Origin of the sequence: Sphaerimonospora cavernae (assembly GCF_042435035.1) — a bacterium.
Lineage (GTDB): Bacteria > Actinomycetota > Actinomycetes > Streptosporangiales > Streptosporangiaceae > Sphaerimonospora > Sphaerimonospora cavernae.
Genome location: NZ_JBHMQT010000050.1, coordinates 14,100 through 31,391, shown reverse-complemented (window position 1 = coordinate 31,391; position 17,292 = coordinate 14,100). Strand labels below are relative to the sequence as shown.

The 17,292-nt window shown below is 72.2% G+C and carries 13 protein-coding genes; all 13 read left to right on the top strand.

Annotation, left to right across the window (positions count from 1 at the left end):
- Positions 1-60: 60 nt before the first annotated feature.
- The 13 genes from ACFHYQ_RS22700 to ACFHYQ_RS22640 all read left to right on the top strand — a co-directional run bounded on the left by ACFHYQ_RS22700 (position 61) and on the right by ACFHYQ_RS22640 (position 17,267).
- Positions 61-411 (top strand): thiocillin family RiPP, encoded by a 351-nt coding sequence (locus ACFHYQ_RS22700; RefSeq protein WP_394303146.1) that lies wholly within the window; start codon positions 61-63, stop codon positions 409-411.
- 172 nt (positions 412-583) lie between these two features.
- A complete protein-coding gene (locus ACFHYQ_RS22695; protein ID WP_394303145.1) occupies positions 584-1,360 on the top strand; it encodes a sensor histidine kinase in 777 nt (258 codons plus the stop codon).
- A gap of 151 nt (positions 1,361-1,511) precedes the next feature.
- Positions 1,512-1,802, top strand: a complete 291-nt coding sequence (locus ACFHYQ_RS22690) for a hypothetical protein (protein ID WP_394303144.1) — start codon at positions 1,512-1,514, stop codon at positions 1,800-1,802.
- A gap of 185 nt (positions 1,803-1,987) precedes the next feature.
- Positions 1,988-2,317, top strand: a complete 330-nt coding sequence (locus tag ACFHYQ_RS22685; RefSeq protein ID WP_394303143.1) for a TIGR04351 family putative TOMM peptide — start codon at positions 1,988-1,990, stop codon at positions 2,315-2,317.
- Positions 2,314-3,027: a hypothetical protein gene (locus ACFHYQ_RS22680; protein WP_394303142.1), complete on the top strand. Its 714-nt coding sequence runs from the start codon at positions 2,314-2,316 to the stop codon at positions 3,025-3,027. The genes ACFHYQ_RS22685 and ACFHYQ_RS22680 overlap by 4 nt, the downstream gene beginning before the upstream one ends.
- A complete protein-coding gene (locus ACFHYQ_RS22675) occupies positions 3,020-5,188 on the top strand; it encodes a cysteine peptidase family C39 domain-containing protein (protein ID WP_394303141.1) in 2,169 nt (722 codons plus the stop codon). Before ACFHYQ_RS22680 ends, ACFHYQ_RS22675 begins: the two co-directional genes overlap by 8 nt.
- Positions 5,185-7,779, top strand: coding sequence for an ATP-binding cassette domain-containing protein (locus ACFHYQ_RS22670; protein ID WP_394303140.1), 2,595 nt, complete (start codon positions 5,185-5,187; stop codon positions 7,777-7,779). The genes ACFHYQ_RS22675 and ACFHYQ_RS22670 overlap by 4 nt, the downstream gene beginning before the upstream one ends.
- Position 7,780: 1 nt before the next feature.
- A complete protein-coding gene (locus tag ACFHYQ_RS22665; protein ID WP_394303139.1) occupies positions 7,781-11,053 on the top strand; it encodes a DUF4135 domain-containing protein in 3,273 nt (1,090 codons plus the stop codon).
- A gap of 24 nt (positions 11,054-11,077) precedes the next feature.
- Positions 11,078-13,354: a TOMM precursor leader peptide-binding protein gene (locus ACFHYQ_RS22660; RefSeq protein WP_394303138.1), complete on the top strand. Its 2,277-nt coding sequence runs from the start codon at positions 11,078-11,080 to the stop codon at positions 13,352-13,354.
- Positions 13,351-14,826 carry a SagB/ThcOx family dehydrogenase gene (locus ACFHYQ_RS22655; protein WP_394303137.1) on the top strand — a complete coding sequence of 492 codons (1,476 nt, stop codon included), beginning with the start codon at positions 13,351-13,353 and terminating at the stop codon, positions 14,824-14,826. Before ACFHYQ_RS22660 ends, ACFHYQ_RS22655 begins: the two co-directional genes overlap by 4 nt.
- 104 nt (positions 14,827-14,930) lie before the next feature.
- Positions 14,931-15,251, top strand: a complete 321-nt coding sequence (locus tag ACFHYQ_RS22650; RefSeq protein ID WP_394303136.1) for a hypothetical protein — start codon at positions 14,931-14,933, stop codon at positions 15,249-15,251.
- A 136-nt stretch (positions 15,252-15,387) separates the two neighbouring features.
- Positions 15,388-16,635 (top strand): sensor histidine kinase, encoded by a 1,248-nt coding sequence (locus ACFHYQ_RS22645; RefSeq protein ID WP_394303135.1) that lies wholly within the window; start codon positions 15,388-15,390, stop codon positions 16,633-16,635.
- On the top strand, positions 16,632-17,267 hold the full coding sequence (locus tag ACFHYQ_RS22640) for a response regulator (RefSeq protein ID WP_394303134.1): 636 nt from the start codon (positions 16,632-16,634) through the stop codon (positions 17,265-17,267). Before ACFHYQ_RS22645 ends, ACFHYQ_RS22640 begins: the two co-directional genes overlap by 4 nt.
- Positions 17,268-17,292: the final 25 nt, after the last annotated feature.

Genomic DNA, 17,292 nt, shown 5'->3' with positions numbered 1-17,292 from the left:
TGCCCGCTGTCACTCCCGTCGGACCCCGGTCGCGATCCGGGGCGGAAGGAGAGTGGCCCGATGGCCGAAAGCATTTACATTCTCGGTGACGAGGACCGCAAGAAGTTCGCCCGGCTGATCGCCGCCGCGTGGGCGGAGGAGGAGGTCAAGGCTCGTTACGGTCGCGAGCCCCGGGCGATGCTCGCGGAGTACGGCATCGTCTACCCCGAGGGCGTGCCCACGCCGGTGCTGCCGCCGAAGCCCGAGGGCGAGTTCAGCGTCGAGGAGCTGGAGGTCGCGGCCGGCGTCGCCGAGGCGGGCACGGCGGGCACAGCGGGCACGGCGAGCTCGGTCAGCACCATCGGCGGCACCGCGGGCACCGCTGCCTGCGCGGGCACCTACGGCTCTGCCTCAAGCCAGCTGCCCACCTGACCTGTCCTGGGGGGCGCCTCCGTCTGTGCGCGCCCCCCAGAAGGGCGCCTCACCAGAAGGGCGCCTCCCCAGAAGGGCGCTTCCAGAAGGCGCTCTGCGATGGGCGTGTCTCGTACCGAACGCCGGCCCGTGAGGCGTTGCCTCGACCGGAATCGGTTGCCATGATCCGTTTGTGACTCAGGCTCGTGAACCGCGGGTGGCCGCTCGCGCACCGCTGGAGGTGCGGTTCGGCCGCGCCGCGGTCTTGGCGTTCGCCTTTGTCCTGATGAGCCGGGTGTTCAGGCACTACATCGAGGACAGCGGCCCGGACCGGTGGATCCCCGCCGTCATCCTGTTGACCGCCGTCGTCGCACTGTACGTCGCGACCGGCTTCGCCGGTCCCCTCAGAGACCGCCGGCACTGGGCGGTGGCGGCGATGGCCCTCCTCGTCTACGCGCCGTTGCCGTTCCTCGGCGCGTGGTGGGCCACTTCGGGGATTTTCCTGGCCGCGGCGGCGCTCGGATTCCTCCCCAGGCCGTTCTCCCTGCCGGCCTTCGCGCTTGTGCTGTTCGCGGAGGCGTTCAAGTCGAGGGTCCTCGGCGATCCTCCTCAGGAGATGATGTCCTGGACGTTGACGGTCGCGGTGATGGCCGTCTGTCTCGCGGGTCTGACGCATTTCGCGGAGACGGCGAGGGTCCTGTACGCGACCAGAGCCGAACTCGTCACGTTCGAGTTGTCGGCCCAGCGCGCGCGGGCGATGCGCGAGCTGGAGAGAGTCCTCGGCAGCCGTCTCGACGCCATCGCCGCGCAGGGCCGTGAAGTCCTCCGCGGCGCCGACGGCGAAGCCGAGAACGTCAAGAAGGAGCTGCGCGACATGCTCGAACTGGCCCGCGAGGCGCAGAGAGAGATGCGAGGGTTCGCGCATCGGGAACAGCGGATGCCATCGAGGCCGACGAACCGCCCGAGATGATGAATATCACGATATGTCGGTGTTAGTTGTTTCTGGTGGCCCCAGCGACTGATCACGAAACTGGACAGCACAGGAGGCCGCCCCCCGACTTCCGGAGAGAGCGGACGAGCAGGTGTCCGTGACCCCGGGGCCTCCGTGACGAGGTGACATCATGCCGGAAGATCCGACACTGTCTCACGAGCTACGCACCCAACTCGCCCGTTTCTACGCACTCGCCTGGTCCGACGAGTCGATCAGGCGGGACTTCGCGCGAGACCCACGCGCCGCACTCGCGGACGCCGGCGTCGACTGGCCGCGCGAGCTTCCCACTCCCGACCTGCCCGCCCAGCCTGATCAGGCCATCGACCTGGAGAGCCTGGAGTCGTCGGCGGGCGGCGCCCTCGGCACGATCGGCACCGTCAGTTGCCCGACCGGATGTCTGTCCGGCAGGCAGAGCGCCTGAGACCTGGCAGACCACCCGAGACGCCTCAGTACGTCCGGGCCAAAACAACCGAGCCAAAACAACCGGGCCAGAACACCCGGGCCCGGGACGGCCGGGCCCAGTACGCCCAGACGGGGTGGTGGGCAGTCCAGATGCTCACCACCCCGCGGAAGAAGCATCTCATACCACCCGGCGGGAGATTTTTGATGACTGTGGACACGATCGGCAGGGACACGATCGGCAGGGACCCGATCGGTTGGGACACCGCTCAGCGCAGAAAGTTCGGCGAGCTGACCGCGCGGGCGTGGTCCGACGCCGGCCTCAGGATCCGTTACGAGCACGAGCCCGCGTCCATCCTGGCTGAGTACGGCCTCACGCTCGCGGAGGGGGTCCGCGCGCCGGCGCTGCCATCGGAACCCGTTACCGAGCTGGTCATCGAGGCGCTCGACGGCGAGGTGACGGCGGCGGTGCCTCCGTGCCTGCTCAGCTTCTGCTTCTGCATGGACCAAAACCCCCCGGAGGCGAGCCTCCGATGACCACGCCCGTCTTGGAGGCGCCGGGAGGCGAACGGATCGACCAGCTCGTCTCCACCGTGCGGACCAAGGCGTGGCTCGCCGCGGTGGCGCTCATCCTGGTCGCGGGCTGCGGCGCGGGCTGGGCCTTCTTCGGTCAGGTCCGCGACGTTGTCGTGGCCACGGGCGTGCTGGTGGCGGGGGGCGGGCCCGTGCCGGTGGCCGCCCCCGTGGCCGGCAGCCTGGCCGAGGTGCTGGTCCATGCGGGGCAGGAGGTCACCCCGGCGACTCCGCTGGCCGTGCTCTCTGACGGGAAGGGGAACCGGCACATCGTGACGGGCGCCCTGAGTGGCCGGGTGCTTCGTACGGCCGCCCCCGGCACCATTCTGGCCGTCGGCGGCACCGTCGCGGCCCTCGATCCCGCCGCCGGGTCCCTACGGGCGCTGCTCATGGTCGGCCAGGACAGGGTCGGCGCGCTCGCGCCCGGCCAGCCCGTCATGGTCGCCGGCGCCGTACCGGGACGGGTGGGCGCCGTCGAGCCGTACCCCGCGTCCGAGGAGATGCTGCGCCCGCTCTTCGGCGATGCGCTGCGGGCCGACGGCCGATATCTGGTGACCGTCGATCTCGACCGGCCGGCCTGGCCGGGCGCCACGCTGACCCCGGTGGCGGCGGAGATCACCGTCGCCGTCGTCCGTCCCGTCGACGCGCTGTTCCCGGGAGGCCGCCGTGTCTGAGACGGCGACCAGGCGGCGGCGTCCCGTACGCACCGAGCGCCGCCCGCAGATGGAGGACGCCGACTGCGGGCCGGCCTGCCTGAGCATGATCTTCGCCTACCACGGCCTGCGCGTACCCCTGCACGAGATCAGGGAACGGTGCGGCGTCGGCAGGGACGGGCTGACCGGCACCGGCATCAAGGCGGCGGCCCAGGAATACGGCTTCGACATCGGTGCCTGGCGCGTGACGGCCGACGAACTGGAGACCTTCCCCGTCCCATCGATGATCTTCGTCGATCGCCGGCACTTCGTGGTGCTGGAGGGCATGCGCAGGCGATGGGCCTACCTGAACGACCCCGCCGTGGGCAGGGTCCGGCTGAGCAGGGAGGACTTCCGCAAACGGTTCAGCGGGATCGTGATGGTGCCGCGCCCGGGCGAGGATTTCACGCCCGGGGGGCAGCGCCTCCCCCTCGCCCGTTCGGCGCTGGCCAAGGTCCGGCCGTACCTGTCCACGCTGCTCGCCATCGCCGTCATGGCCTTCATGCTCGCCGTTCCCGCCGCGGCCACCGCGCTGCTCACCCGGCTGCTGCTCGGCAGGGTGCTGGTCGCCGGTGATCCCACCTGGTCGGCGCCCGTGCTGTTCGGACTGCTCGGCTGCGTCGCCTTCACCCTGGTCGGGACCTGGGCGCAGCAGCGGCTGCTCACCGCCGTCCAGATGGCGATGGCGGCCGACCTGTCGGGCCGCTACATGTGGCGGTTGCTGCGGCTGCCGGGCGACTACTTCCACAGGCGGGCGACGGGCGGCCTGGTGACGAGGACGGCCTTCGGCGCCGGGCTGGCCCTGCTGCTGTCGGATCGGGTCGCCACGGCCATCGCCGCCGCGCTGACCATGGTGGTGCACTCCTCGATCCTCTTCGTCTTCCACCCGGTGTTCGCCGTGGTCGCCGGCGTGCTCGCGGTGGTCAACCTGCTGGCGATGCGCGCGGTCAGCCGTCGCAGCGCGCCGCACCAGCAACGGCTGATCTTCGATGAGCACCACAGGGACAGCATGGCCTTCAACGGCGTCTCGATGGCCGAGTCGCTCAAGGCCGACGGCGCCGAGGGCTGGTTCTTCGCCAAGTGGGCGGGTCTGTCGGCGCGGAGCCTGTCGGCCGCCCAGGACCTGATGCGCGTCACCCAGGGGCTGATGGTGGTGCCCGCCTCGCTCGGCTCCCTCGCCGGGGCCACCGTGGTGATCACCGGAGGGGTGCTGATGGCCCGCGGCGAGGTCACCATGGACACGGTCATCGCCGCCCAGCTTCTCGTCGGAGCCTTCCTCGTGCCGGTGACCTCGCTGGTCGGGCTGGGCGCCCAAGCCCAGATCGTGGTCGCGCAGACCAGCATGCTCGACGACGCGCTCTGCACGGAACCCGATCCGCAGCATGCGGCGTTGCCCCTCGCGTCCGAGACGTCCGGCGGCCTGCGCGGCGCCGTGGAGTTCGACGAGGTGACGTTCGGTTACGACCGCCAGCACGGGCCGGTCATCGAGGGGCTGTCGTTCCGGGCCGAGCCCGGCCAGCGGGTCGCCATCGTCGGCCGTACGGGCAGCGGCAAGTCCACGGTGGCCCGCCTGCTCACCGGCGCTGTCCGGCCGTGGTCGGGGCAGATCAGGTTCGACGGCGTCCCGAGGGAGGACACGCCGAGGGAGACGCTCACCACTTCGGTCGGCTACGTCGAGCAGAACCTGCAGGTGTTCGAGGGCACGGTGGCCGACAACCTGACGCTGTGGGATCCGACGATCCCGTCGTACCGGCTGCACAGGGCGCTCTCCGACTCCTGCCTGGCCGAGGTGGTCCACCGCAGGGGCGGGCTGTCGGGCGGCTGGATCCAGGAGCGGGGCCGCAACCTGTCGGGCGGCGAACGGCAGCGCATGGAGATCGCCCGGGCGCTCGCGCTGTCCCCGTCGGTCCTGGTGCTCGACGAGGCCACCAGCGCGCTGGACGCGGAGACCGAGGCCCTGGTCGACGCCAACCTGAAGGCCAGGGGCTGCACGTGCGTGGTGATCGCGCACCGGCTCAGCACCGTGCGGGACAGCGACCTGATCCTCGTGCTCGACCGGGGCAGGGTAGTCCAGCGCGGCACGCACGCCGAGCTCATCGCCGGGCCGGGCCCCTATCGCACGCTCGTCGAGGAAGCGGCATGAACGGATATCCCGTCAGCGAGATCGAGTTGATCGACCCCTACGCCTGCTGGCGCGTGGTCAGCGGCTCCGTGGACGTGCTGCTGTCCCCCACGGACGGCCAGGGTCCCCGCCACCCCGTCGTGCGGGTGGAGAGCGGACAGCTCATGCACGGGTTCGCCGCGACCGACCTGCCGCGGGGCTACACCGTCATGGCGGTCCCCGCCGAGGGGACGTCGGTGCGCCGCGTCCGCAGGGACGCGAGCGCCCTGACGGCGTGGGCGCGCGGGCTGCACGGGCCCCGCGGGCGGAACGGTGCGCGGAACGGCTCCCCGCCGAGCGAGAGCGAGTCGCGTGCGCTGGGCTACAGCGATGTGCGCGCGCTGCACAAGGGAGCGCTCGCGCAGGTGCTGCTGCTGGCCGAGGCGGAGCAGGCCGACCGGGACAACTGGCGCGCGGCCCGGGTCGCGGCCACCGGCGAGACGCTCAGGCGGTCCTTCGCCGACGTCGCGGTCGCCGCGGGCGCGGCCCCCTCGCCCGACAGGCCGCGCACGGCGGCGGAACACGCCGTGGAGGTCGTCAAGGTGCTCGGCGACCACTGCGGGTTCGCCACACGGGACATCGCTCCCCGATCCGGTGAGCGCCAGTCCGGCGACCCCCAGTCCGCTGATCCCCTGGGCGCCGCGCTGGACGCCGCCCGGGTCAGACACCGGCGGGTGCGTCTGGAGGAGCGGTGGTGGCGCAAGGCCACCGTCCCCATGATCGGCTTCACCCGGGACGGCGGCCGGCCGGTGGCGCTCCTGCCGCACCGCGGCGGCTACCTGATCGCCGACGGGGGCACGCGCCGGGTGACCGAGACCGTGGCCGCCGCCCTCGCCCCGGACGCCTGGCAGGTCTACCCGCCGCTCGACGCGGGCATCTCCTCGCCCCTCGGCCTGCTCAAATACGGCCTGCGTGGCGCGGGCAAGGACCTGGCGTGGCTGCTGGCGGCCGGCGGCGGCGCCGCGCTGCTCGCGCTCGGTGTCCCCATGTTCACCTTCACCCTGTTGAAGACCGCGGCGAACCCCGCAGACCGGCCCGCGATGATCGGGATCGCGGTGCTCATCGCGGGCGTGGTCTGCGCCGGCGCCATGCTCCTCGCCGTGCGCAACGCGGTGCTCGTACGCGTGCAGGGCCGTCTGCAGGAGAGGCTCGAACCCGCGGTCTGGAGTCACCTGATCGCCCTCGACCTGCCGTTCTTCGCCCAGTACAGCACCGGCGAGCTGGTCCAGCGAGCCAACGCCGTCGCCGACATGCGCAAGTCGCTGGGGGAGGCGGCGGTCAACTCGCTCCTCGGCGGCGTGTTCTCCCTGCTCGGCCTGCTCGGCCTGCTGGTCGTCGACTGGCGGCTGGCGGTGGCCGTGCTCGCCGGGGTGGCGGCACTGCTCGCCGTGCTGGCAGCGCGCGCGGTCCGCCAGCAGCGGCACGAACTCGTCATGCACGAGCAGTACGGGAACGTCTACTCGCTGCTCTACTCCTGCCTCAGCGCGATCGACAAGATCCACGTCGCGGGCCGGGAGGCCCAGGTCTTCGAGCTGTGGACGCGGCTGTTCGCCACGCAGCAGCGCGCCGCCGCGGCGGCGCAGCGCGAGCGGGCGGTGACCTCGGCGATCGGCGCCGCGGCGCAGCCGACGCTGCTGCTCGTCCTCGCCGTCTCGGCACTGGGCCTGCACGTGTCGGCGGCCTCCTTCGTGATCGCCGCGGTGGCGCTCGGCCAGTTCGTGCTCGCCCTCGGCCAGGTCAACAGGGCGGTGGAGGCGGCCTTCGCCCTGCTGCCCGGGTTCGAACGGCTCAGGCCCGTGCTCGAACGGCCGGCCGAGACACCGCCCGAAGCCAAGGACCCGGGCGAGCTGACCGGTCTGGTACGGCTCAGCGGCGTCTCCTTCGCCTACCCCGGCACCACCCAGCGGATCCTCGACGACGTCTCGATGGTGTTCCGGCCGGGCGAGTTCGTCGCGGTCGCCGGTCCGTCGGGCGCGGGCAAGTCCACGCTGGTGCGGCTGCTGCTCGGCTTCGAGCCGCCGCGCACCGGCCAGGTCCTCTATGACGGGGGTGACCTGCGCGACCTCGACCTGCGCCGGGTCCGCACCCAGGTGGGCGTCGTGATGCAGCAGGCCAGGGTGCTGCGCGGCTCGATCCTGGAGAACATCATCGGGGATGTGCCCGGCGCGGCGGAGGAGGACGCCTGGCGGGCGGCGCGCCTGGCCGACCTGGACGGCGACATCGCCGCGATGCCCATGGGCATGCACACCATCGTCAGCGAGGACAACGCCTCCTTCTCCGGAGGCCAGCTCCAGCGGCTGCTCATCGCCAGAGCGCTGGTGAAGCGGCCACGGATCCTCGTCCTCGACGAGGCGACCAGCGCTCTGGACAACGTCACCCAGGCACTGGTCAGCCAGAGGATCGCCGAGCTGGACATCACCAGGATCGTGATCGCGCATCGACTGAGCACCATCAGGTCGGCGGATCGGATCTACGTACTCGACCAGGGCAGGGTCGTCGCCGACGGCCCCTTCGAGGAGTTGGTGGAGCGGAACCCGCTCTTCGCCCGCATGGTCCGCCGACAGGAGGTCTGAGATGCCCGTCTCGGTTCATCGGGAATACGCCGAAGCGCAGGGCGAAGGGCTGCTCGCCGTCCCCGGCGGGGACGAGCGGCTGATGGCCGTGCTGGCCGCCGCCGCGCCGTTCCACGAACGCGTGTCGGGGGAGTTCTTCGTCCCCGTCACGGGGCGCGGCCGACGCCAGGCGTCAGAACGCACCAACCGCTGGCTCAAGGCGGCGGTCGGCGACGACGAGGACGCCAAGCGGGCGCTGCTGCACCACCGCAGACGCTCGGGACGCGACCTCGGCGCCGGGCTCGTCGACGTCAGGCTGAAAGATCCGCGCAGGCTGCCCGACTGGGGGTACGCGCTGGTGGACTTCCTGCTCGCGCAGCCGCCCACAGCCGGAGCCGATCCCGCCTCCGGGCGGCCGGGCGCCCCCTTCGTGGCGTTCAGGCGCGCGGTGAACCGGCTGGTCGACATCAAGGACGGGACGCTGCGCGGCGTGCCCGTGACCCCCGAGGCATGCGAGGACATCGCGGGACAGCTCATCGAACGCCTCACCCAGGTGTGCTTCTCCGGGTTCGCGTTCGAGGCGCAGCTGGCCGGCACCGCGGGCGAGGTGTCCGCCTGGCTGCAGAGCCCCGGCCTCGACGTCAGCCAGTCGGGCTGGCTGGACCGGCTGGAGACGCTGCCGGGGCTCGCGTACGTCATGGGCATGGCGTGCCTGCAGTGGAAACGCGTGGTCCACGAGATGTTCGACCGGCTCGGCGCCGACCTGCCGGAGCTGCGCAGGACGCTGTGGGGGTGGGCCGCGCCGGGACCGGTCACCGGGTACTCCGGCGACTCGGGCGACCCGCACAACCACGGCAGGGTGGTCACGCTGCTCACCTTCGCCTCGGGCGAGCGCGTGGTCTACAAACCCAAGGACCTGCGCTCCGTGGTGGGGCTGATGGACGTGTGCACCCTGCTGAACAACCACGGCCTGCCGCTAGCCCTGCACACCAGGAAGGTCGTCCTGCGCGACGACTACGGCTGGGAGGAGTACGTCACCGCCGAGCCCGGCACCGACGAGGACAGCGTCCGCCGCTTCTACACGCGCCTCGGCATGCTGGCCAGACTCGCCCAGTTCCTGGAGTGCCGCGACCTGTGGGCCGACAACCTGGTCGCGCGGGGCGACACACCGGTCTTCATCGACCTGGAGAACATCCTGCAGGCCCGGATCAGCAAGCCCGCCCACCTCAGCGACCGGATCCAGAGTCTGTGGGGAAGGGTCGAGGACACGGTGGTCAAGACCGCCGTCGTCACCTTCCCCCGAGTGATCGCGGGTGGCGTCCAGGCCCAGGACATCGGCTGCCTGGCCCCGCTGCAGGAGCAGGTCGCGGAGAACTCCTACGGGTATCCCCTGGGCTGGGAGGCCCCGCCGTACCGGCCCACATGGGGCGCGGGCGAGCTGGCCGACCCCCGCCGCTACGCCGACGAGGTGATCGAGGGCTACCGGCAGATGCAGGACTGCCTGACGCGCAACCAGGAGTTGCTGGCCGACGTGCGCGGCCCGCTGGCCCTGCTCAAGGACGCGCCGGTCCGCTACATCTGGCGCAGCACCTGGGACTGCGTCGAACTGCTCCGCATGAGCGTCAGCCCCGGCGCGCTGATCGACGGAGTGGCCAGGGAGGTCTGCCTGGCCCATCTGTTCCGCAGCGCCAGGGAGACCCTGCGGGAGGACCCGGGCCGCACGGACATCCTGGAGATCGTCGAGCAGGAGATCGACGCGTTCCGCCGGATGGACGTCCCGCTCTTCGTCTCCCGCCCCGCATCGGACTCGGTGTTCACGCCCGACGGCGTCGAGATCCCCGGGCACTTCTCGGGTACGGCCTGGCAGCGCCTCCAGGACCGCGTCGCCGACCTGGCCGGGTTCCCGGTGGAGGAGCACCTGGCGGTGCTGGACACCTGCCTCGACCTCACCGGCGCGGGCGAGCTGCCCGCATCCTTCCCCAGTCCGGGGCCGAGACCCCGCACGATGCGCGAGATCGGCCTGCACGCCTACGACCTGTCGGGCAGGCAGGAGGAGCCGCAGGCCGAGGTGCTGCTCGCCCGCGCCGGTGAGCTGGCCGACGAGGTGCTGGCCGGCGCCGTGCCGCTCGGCTCGCCCCCCGGCTCACCCACCGGCAGGCCGCCCGGAGAGCGGTCCGGCTGGATCGGCGTGGTCACCTACCCCGCGCACGGGCTGGACCAGATCGAACCTCTCCACGGCGACCTGCTCACCGGCACGGCGGGCCTGGCCGTCTTCCTCGCCGAGCTGTACGCCAACACCGGCGCTCCCGCACACTGGACGGCCGCGCAGGACGCGCTGGACGCCTCGGTCGAGTTCGCGACGCTGTCCACCAGGTCGGCCTTCTACCGCAGGATGTGCGGCACGTTGGCACCCGTCGGCGCCTTCGTCGGGGTCGGCTCCGCCATCTACGCGCTGAGCCGCTGCGGCGCCGCGCTGGCCGACACCAGGCTGGTGGAGCGGGCGGCGGCGCTGGTGCCGCTGGCCGAGGGCGAGCTGTCCCTGCCGACCTCGGCCGAGCCCGTGCTCGGCCGGGCGGGGCTGCTGCTCGCGCTGAACAAGCTGCGCGAGGCGTCCCCCGTGCCGGTGCCCGAGGCGGACGAGCTCGCCGCGCGGCTGCACACGGAGCTGCTGGCTCTGTACACCTCGGAGGGCGCTGTCGTCCCGGGCGGCGCGGGCGGTGTGGGCGGCATGGGTGGCATGGGTGGCATGGGTGGTGTGGCCCGGCGGCCGTACCCGGACCGGGTGCCGGTCCTGGAGGGGCTGCCCACCGGCGTGGACGGGCTGGTGTGGGCGCTGGCCTCGAGCGCGGCCGCGCTCGGGGAGCAGGGCGCCCCGCCGATGAGCGGGGGCGCCGCGACCCTGGCCGCGCACCGGTTCGCCCTCGACACGCCCGGCTCGCTGCTCGCCGCCGTCGCCACGGCGCACCTGCTCACCGGTGAGGTGCCCGGCGGGCTGCGGGAGCGGGTGGCCAGGCACTGCGCGCCCGACCCGGGACGCTCCTGCGTGCGGCTGGTGGTGGACGCCGAGGTGGCGCTGCACACCGCCCGCCTGACCGGTGACCAGGCGCTGGCGCGGTCGGCACGAGAGCTCGCCGCCGAGCTGCTGCGCCGCCGCGACCACACCGGACGATGGTTCGCCGACCGGCGGCGCGCCGACCGGCTGACCCTGTCCGCCGTCAACGGGCTGGCAGCGGCGGGGCTCACCCTCCTGCGGCTGGCGGACGACCAGGTCGCCTCGCTCCGACTCGCGCACTGATTTGATTCCTCAGAAAGGAACGCCGTGGATGCCCGACCGGGATTTCGCCGCCACTACCGGGTGGAGACCATCGAGGGAGAGGGGGTCTACCTGATCTCCGAGCGTGAGCTGCACCTCCTCACCGGCCGATCGATCGAGGCGGTGGCGGGCCTGCTGGACGGCAAGCACACCACTTCGGACATCCTCACGGCGACGGAGTCCGACCTCCCGCCCGAGCACGTCTACTACGTGATCCACCGGCTTCGGGAGCGCGGCCTCGTCATCGACGTCACCGAGGAGCTGGACCGGGGGACGTCCGCCCACCGGGAGGCCGCGTTCTGGGAGATGGCGGGGCCGCACGCGGAGACCGCGGCCGCCGGGGTGCGGAACGCGCGGGTCGGGGTGCTCACCGTGGGCGACGTGCCGGGTGCGGAGCTGGGCCGGCTGCTCGCCGCCGAGGGGGTGGAGGTAACCGATGGGGAGGTGGCCGACCCGGGGACGGGAACGCTGACCGTCGTGCTGACCGACAACTACCTCCGCGACGAACTCGCCGAGATCAACAGGCGGCACCTGGCGGACGGACGGCCGTGGCTGCTGGCCCGCCCCGTGGGTCCGGTCCTCTGGCTGGGGCCCGTGTTCCAGCCGGGGGAGGGCGGCTGCTGGCGTTGCCTGTCGCAGCGGCTGGAAGGGCATCGGCAGTCGCTGACGTACCTGGAGGAACGGCTGCGCAGCACGGGACCGCTGGCCCTGCCCGTCGCCGATCTGCCGCTGATCCGCGAGGCGGGCATCCGCCTGGTCGCGGCCGAGGCGCTGAAGTGGCTGGCGGGAGCCAGGAGCCCGGAGCAGCGCGACGTGATCACCTTCGACACCCAGGGGCTCGGCACCACCCGCCACGAGCTGCGCCCCCGGCCGCAGTGCCCCGAGTGCGGCGATGCGGGACTGATGGCGGCCGCGGCAGAGCGGCCGGTCGAGCTGAGCCCGCGCCCCAAGACCTTCACCGCCGACGGCGGCCACCGCTCGCGGCATCCCGAGGACACCGCGGAGCGGTACGCCCACCTGGTCAGCCCGGTCACCGGCGTCATCAAGGAGCTCACCAGGGTCGACTCGGGAACGCCGTTCGTCAAGACGTACGCGGCCGGCCACAACTTCGCCAGGCAGGTACGCGACCTGCACACCCTGCGCACCGGTCTGCGCAGCCAGAGCGCGGGTAAGGGCACGACCGACCTGCAGGCCAAGGTCAGCGCCATGTGCGAGGCGATGGAACGGTACTCGGGCATCTTCCAGGGGGACGAGGCGAGGCTCGCGGCCAGTTACCGGGAGCTGGGCGCGGACGCCGTCCATCCGAACGCGTGCTCGCTCTACAGTCAGGAGCAGTACCGCACCAGGACGGAGACCCGCGGGGGCTCCAGCTACGGCTACGTCAGCGACCCCTTCGACGAGGACGCCACGCTGGAGTGGACGCCCGTGTGGTCGCTGACCGAACAGCGGCACAAGTACCTGCCCACCGGCTACCTCTACTACTACTATCGCGACCCGTCCGGCTCCGTCCCGAGCTCCGTCTGGTCCGACTCCAACGGAAACGCCGCCGGGTCCTCACTGGAGGACGCCGTGGTGCAGGGCTTCATGGAGCTCGTCGAACGGGACGCGGTGGCCCTGTGGTGGTACAACCGCGTCCGCCGTCCCGCCTTCGACCTCGACAGCTTCGCCGACCCGTGGATGACGGAGTTCCAGGAGGTCTACGCGGGGCTCGACCGTGAGCTGCACGTGCTCGACCTCACCACCGATCTGGGCATCCCGGTGGCCGTCGCCGTCAGCCGCCGCGTCAAGGGACCCACCGAGGACATCCTCATGGCCTTCGGCGCGCACTTCGACGCACGGATCGCCGTCCAGCGGGCCCTGGCCGAGATGAACCAGTTCATCCCCGCGGTGATCGACGCCGACGAGACCGGCACCCGCTACCGCTTCCACGACAGCGACCAGCTCACCTGGTGGAAGACCGCACGCATCGAAGATCACCCCTATCTGGCGCCCGGCGGGCCGCCCGTCGCCGCGGCGGCGTACGACAGGCCCGCCACCACCGACCTGCTCGACGACGTCGCCGCGGCCCGCGCGCTGGTCGAGGAGCGCGGCATGGAGATGCTCGTGCTCGACCAGACCAGGCCCGACATCGGCCTGCCGGTCGTCAAGGTCATCGTGCCGGGAATGCGCCACTTCTGGCGGCGGCTCGCGCCCGGCCGCCTCTACGACGTACCCGTCCGGCTCGGCTGGCAGGCCGAGCCCACCCAGGAGGAGCAGATGAACCCCATCACGATGTTCCTGTGACCGCGGGTCCCGTGACCCCGGGTCCCACGAGCGCGGGTCCCACGAGCGCGGGTCCCACGAGCGCGGGTCCCACGAGCGCGCCGGCGACCGTGTGCCGGGTCGGCCTGCGTCCGGACGCCGTCGTGGCGTCGGCGGACGGCGACATGAGCGGCGGGGTGCTGACCATCGCGCATCCCTTCGGCGCGCTCACCGCGCGCGGCCTGACCCCGGGCATCGAGTCGCTCCTGCGCGAGCTGCCGGGCGCACTCGCCGGCGAGGACGAGCTCGTGGAGAGACTTCTGGCGGCGGGCGGCACCAGTCAGGAGGCCGCCCTGCTGTACCTGGTGCTCTCCCGGCTGCGCCCTGTCCTGGTGCACGCGGTCGAGCCGCTGCTCCGGGTGGTGCCGATCGCCCGCGACGCCGTCTTCCAGCCGACCGACCTGGCCCCCGACGACATGGTGCGTCTGTCCAGGTTCGCGCTGGTCCGCAGGTCGGAGGAGGGCCTGGTCCTCGAGTCCCCGCTGTCGAGGCACCGGGCCATGCTGACCGAGGAGGCCATGCCGCTGCTCGCGGCGCTCGGCCGCGCGGTCCCGGCTAAGGAGGCGCCCGAGGCGCTCGGCCATCTGGTCGGGGCGGGCCTGGCCTGCGTCGGCGACGCCGAGGAGACCGATCCCACGCTGCGGGCCTGGGACTTCCACGACCTGCTCTTCCACAGCAGGAGCAGGATCGGGCGGCACGACCAGCCGTTCGGCGCGACCTTCCGCTTCCTTGAGGAACTGCCACCCGAGCCGGCGATCAAACCGCCACCCGAGCTGTCCGACGGCGCGGCCGTTGAGCTGTTCGCGCCTTCACTGGAGGAGACCGCGGCCGCCGACCCGCCGTTCACCACCGTGCTGGAGTCGCGCAGGTCGGTACGCGCGTACGCCGACGCACCGCCCACCGTCCGCCAGCTCGGCGAGCTGCTCTACCGGGCCGCGCGGGTGCGGGATGTCGTCGCGCCGAAGCCCGGCATGCCCTACGAGGCCAGCAGCAGGCCCTACCCCGGTGGCGGCGCGGTCTACGAGCTCGAGCTGTACCTCACCGTCAGCAGGTGCGAGGGCCTGGACCGCGGCGTCTACTACTACGATCCGCTCGGCCACCGGCTCATCCCGCTGCCCGCCAGGGCCGAGGACGCGCGGGCGATGCTGGCCGTGGCGAGCCGGGCGACGGCCGGGGCCGCCGACCCCGACGTGCTCATCACCATCACCTCGCGGTTCCGGCGGCTGTCGTGGAAGTACTCGGGCCTGGCGTACGCCGCCACGTTGAAGAACGTCGGCGTGCTGTACCAGACCCTCTACCTCGTGGCCACCGCGATGGGGCTGGGTCCCTGCGGCCTCGGCAGCGGCGACGCCGACCTGGCCGCGCGGACCTTCGGCCTCGACTGGGCGACGGAGTCGTCGGTCGGGGACTTCCTCATCGGCAGCGCGCCGGACGACGCGTCGTCCGGTTCGTGATGTCCGTCACGGTCGGCAGATGTCGTCTGCATCTGCCCGACCTCGCCCAGATTCGGGATCGTGGCAGGTAGAAGGACCAGTTGCCGAGAGAAAGAGGAGACCTGATGGCTGAGAGCATCTACATCCTCGGGGACGAGGACCGCAAGAAGTTCGCACGGTTGATCGCGGCGGCCTGGGACGATCCCGAGCTCCGAGGCCGCTACGAGACCGAGCCCAGAACCGTGCTCGCGCAGTACGGCATCGTCTACCCGTCCGGCGTGCCCACCCCGCCGCTGCCGGCCAGACCCGAGGGCGAGTTCGACATCGCCGAGCTCGAGTCCGCGGCCGGCTACGCGGTCGCCTCGGCCAGCACGACCGGCACCGCGGCCTGCATCGGCTGTGTGCTCACCGGGAGTGACCCCACCCTCCCCCAAGGCACGACATGAGCGAGGCGCTGCTCGATGGCGCGGGCAGGACCACCACGATCCAGAACCTGGAGGGCATCCGGGGGAGGTGGCCTGGGGGGCTGGTCCTGATCGCCCGACTCGTCCTTTCGTCGTCGGCCGCGAAGAGGTGGTTCACGTGGGAGCCTCGGAGAGGCTGAGGGGCGTGGGGCCGGGCGCGGTACGGCTGGCGCGCGTCGGAGCCGCGGCGTTCTTGGTGGGCATGGCGGCCTTCGCCGCCGTACCCCTCGCGGAGGCGCTCGGCGCCTTCGGCGGTGCCGGCGCGTTCGGCGGCTTCAGGGCGGCGATCGCGGTGCTCCTCATCACCGGCCTCACGGGCTGCTATCTGTGGCTCGCGGTGAGAGCCGTGCTCGACCGGGGCTCGCGGCGGGACCTGGTGGTGCTGGGCGTGATGGCGGCGCTGGCCGTGGCCGCGCCGTTCGCCGCGGGGCCCTCCTGGCTGAACCTGGGGTTCATGCTCCCGTTCGCGTTCGCGATCACGCTGCGGGGCTGGTGGGCGGCGGCGGGCTTCTTCGCCGCGCTCGCCGCCGGCACCGCCCTGTCGGCCTCCCATGAGATGAGCCTGCTGATCTTCGGCTCGCTGCAGAACATGCTCACGGCGGGGGCGCTCGCGGGTCTGACCATCTTCGCGACGCTGCTGGGCGAGCTGCAACGCACCCGCGAGGAGCTGGCCAGGCTCGCCATCACCGAGGAGCGGCTCAGGTTCGCCCGCGAGCTGCACGACGTGCTCGGGCACAACCTCTCGGTCATCGCGATGCGGACCGAGCTGTCCATGCGGATCCCCACCGACCAGGTCGCGCGGCTGCACGGTGAGCTGGCGGAGATCCACGACATCGCGAGACGCTCCCTCCACGACGTGCGGGCGGTGGTCAAGGGCTACCGCGAGATGTCGCTGGAAAAGGAGCTGGGCGGGGTGCGCCGGGTGCTCGAGGCCGCCGGCGTCAGGTGCGACTTCGCCGAACTGCCGCCCTCGCTGCCCCCGGACGTGCGCGTGGCGCTGGCCTGGGCGGTGCGCGAGGCGGCCACCAACCTGCTGCGGCACAGCGACGCCACCGTCTGCCTGCTCGGCGTCGAGTCGCACGGTGACCGGATCACGGTCACCGTCGCCAACGACGGCGTACGTCCGGACGGCGGCGGTGCCGCCTCGGAAAGCGCCTCGGAAAGCGCCACGGGGCGTACCTCGGGGCCCGGCGTGGGCGGAAACGGTGTGGGCGGGAGCGGCCTGGCCGGGCTCGACGAGCGGCTCGCACAGGTCGGCGGGAGCAGCGGGCGGCACACCGAAGACGGCTGGTTCACGCTGTCGCTGGACGTTCCCGGCCGCCCCACGGCGGCCGCACTCACCTCGGCCACAGGAGACCGGAAATGATCAAAGTTCTGATCGCGGAGGACCACGATCTCATCAGGGGAGCGCTGATCGCGCTGCTGTCGGAGGAGCGGGACATCCGAGTGATCGGGGAGGTGTCCAGGGGCGATGAGATCGTGCCCGCCGTCGTCGGCAGCAGGCCCGATGTGGCCCTGCTCGACATCGGACTACCGGGCATGGACGGCCTCGAAGCGGCAGGCCTGATCAAGAAGCTGGAGCAGCCGCCTCCGGTGCTCATCCTCACCAGCGTCGGGTCGCCCGGCAACTTCGACCGGGCCATGGCCGCGGGGGTGCGCGGGTTCCTGGTCAAGGACGCGCCCGCCCATCGGCTCACCGACGCCATCCGCGCCGTGGCCAGGGGGGAGCGCTACATCGACCTGGACGTGGCCGCCGACGGCGGCGGCGAGCAGGAGGTCGACACCAACCCGCTGACCGCGAGGGAGATCAGCGTCCTGTCGGCCGTCGCGGCCGGCGGGCGAGGCAGCGACCTGCGGAGCACCCTGGGGCTGTCCGACCACACGATCAGGAACTACCTGGCCGCCGCTCGCCTGAAGACCGGTGCCCGCAGCGATGAGGAGGCCGTACGCATCGCGCGGGTCAACGGGTGGCTGGAGAACAATCGCGTCGCCGGTTGACACGGGCCCGGAAGGCGTCAAGATC

Bases quoted from the DNA above. Each gene is read 5' to 3' on its own strand.
- ACFHYQ_RS22690 (WP_394303144.1), top strand. From the start codon at position 1,512: ATGCCGGAAGATCCGACACTGTCTCACGAGCTACGCACCCAACTCGCC.
- ACFHYQ_RS22700 (WP_394303146.1), top strand. From the start codon at position 61: ATGGCCGAAAGCATTTACATTCTCGGTGACGAGGACCGCAAGAAGTTC.
- ACFHYQ_RS22640 (WP_394303134.1), top strand. From the start codon at position 16,632: ATGATCAAAGTTCTGATCGCGGAGGACCACGATCTCATCAGGGGAGCG.
- ACFHYQ_RS22680 (WP_394303142.1), top strand. From the start codon at position 2,314: ATGACCACGCCCGTCTTGGAGGCGCCGGGAGGCGAACGGATCGACCAG.
- ACFHYQ_RS22685 (WP_394303143.1), top strand. From the start codon at position 1,988: ATGACTGTGGACACGATCGGCAGGGACACGATCGGCAGGGACCCGATC.
- ACFHYQ_RS22670 (WP_394303140.1), top strand. From the start codon at position 5,185: ATGAACGGATATCCCGTCAGCGAGATCGAGTTGATCGACCCCTACGCC.
- ACFHYQ_RS22650 (WP_394303136.1), top strand. From the start codon at position 14,931: ATGGCTGAGAGCATCTACATCCTCGGGGACGAGGACCGCAAGAAGTTC.
- ACFHYQ_RS22665 (WP_394303139.1), top strand. From the start codon at position 7,781: ATGCCCGTCTCGGTTCATCGGGAATACGCCGAAGCGCAGGGCGAAGGG.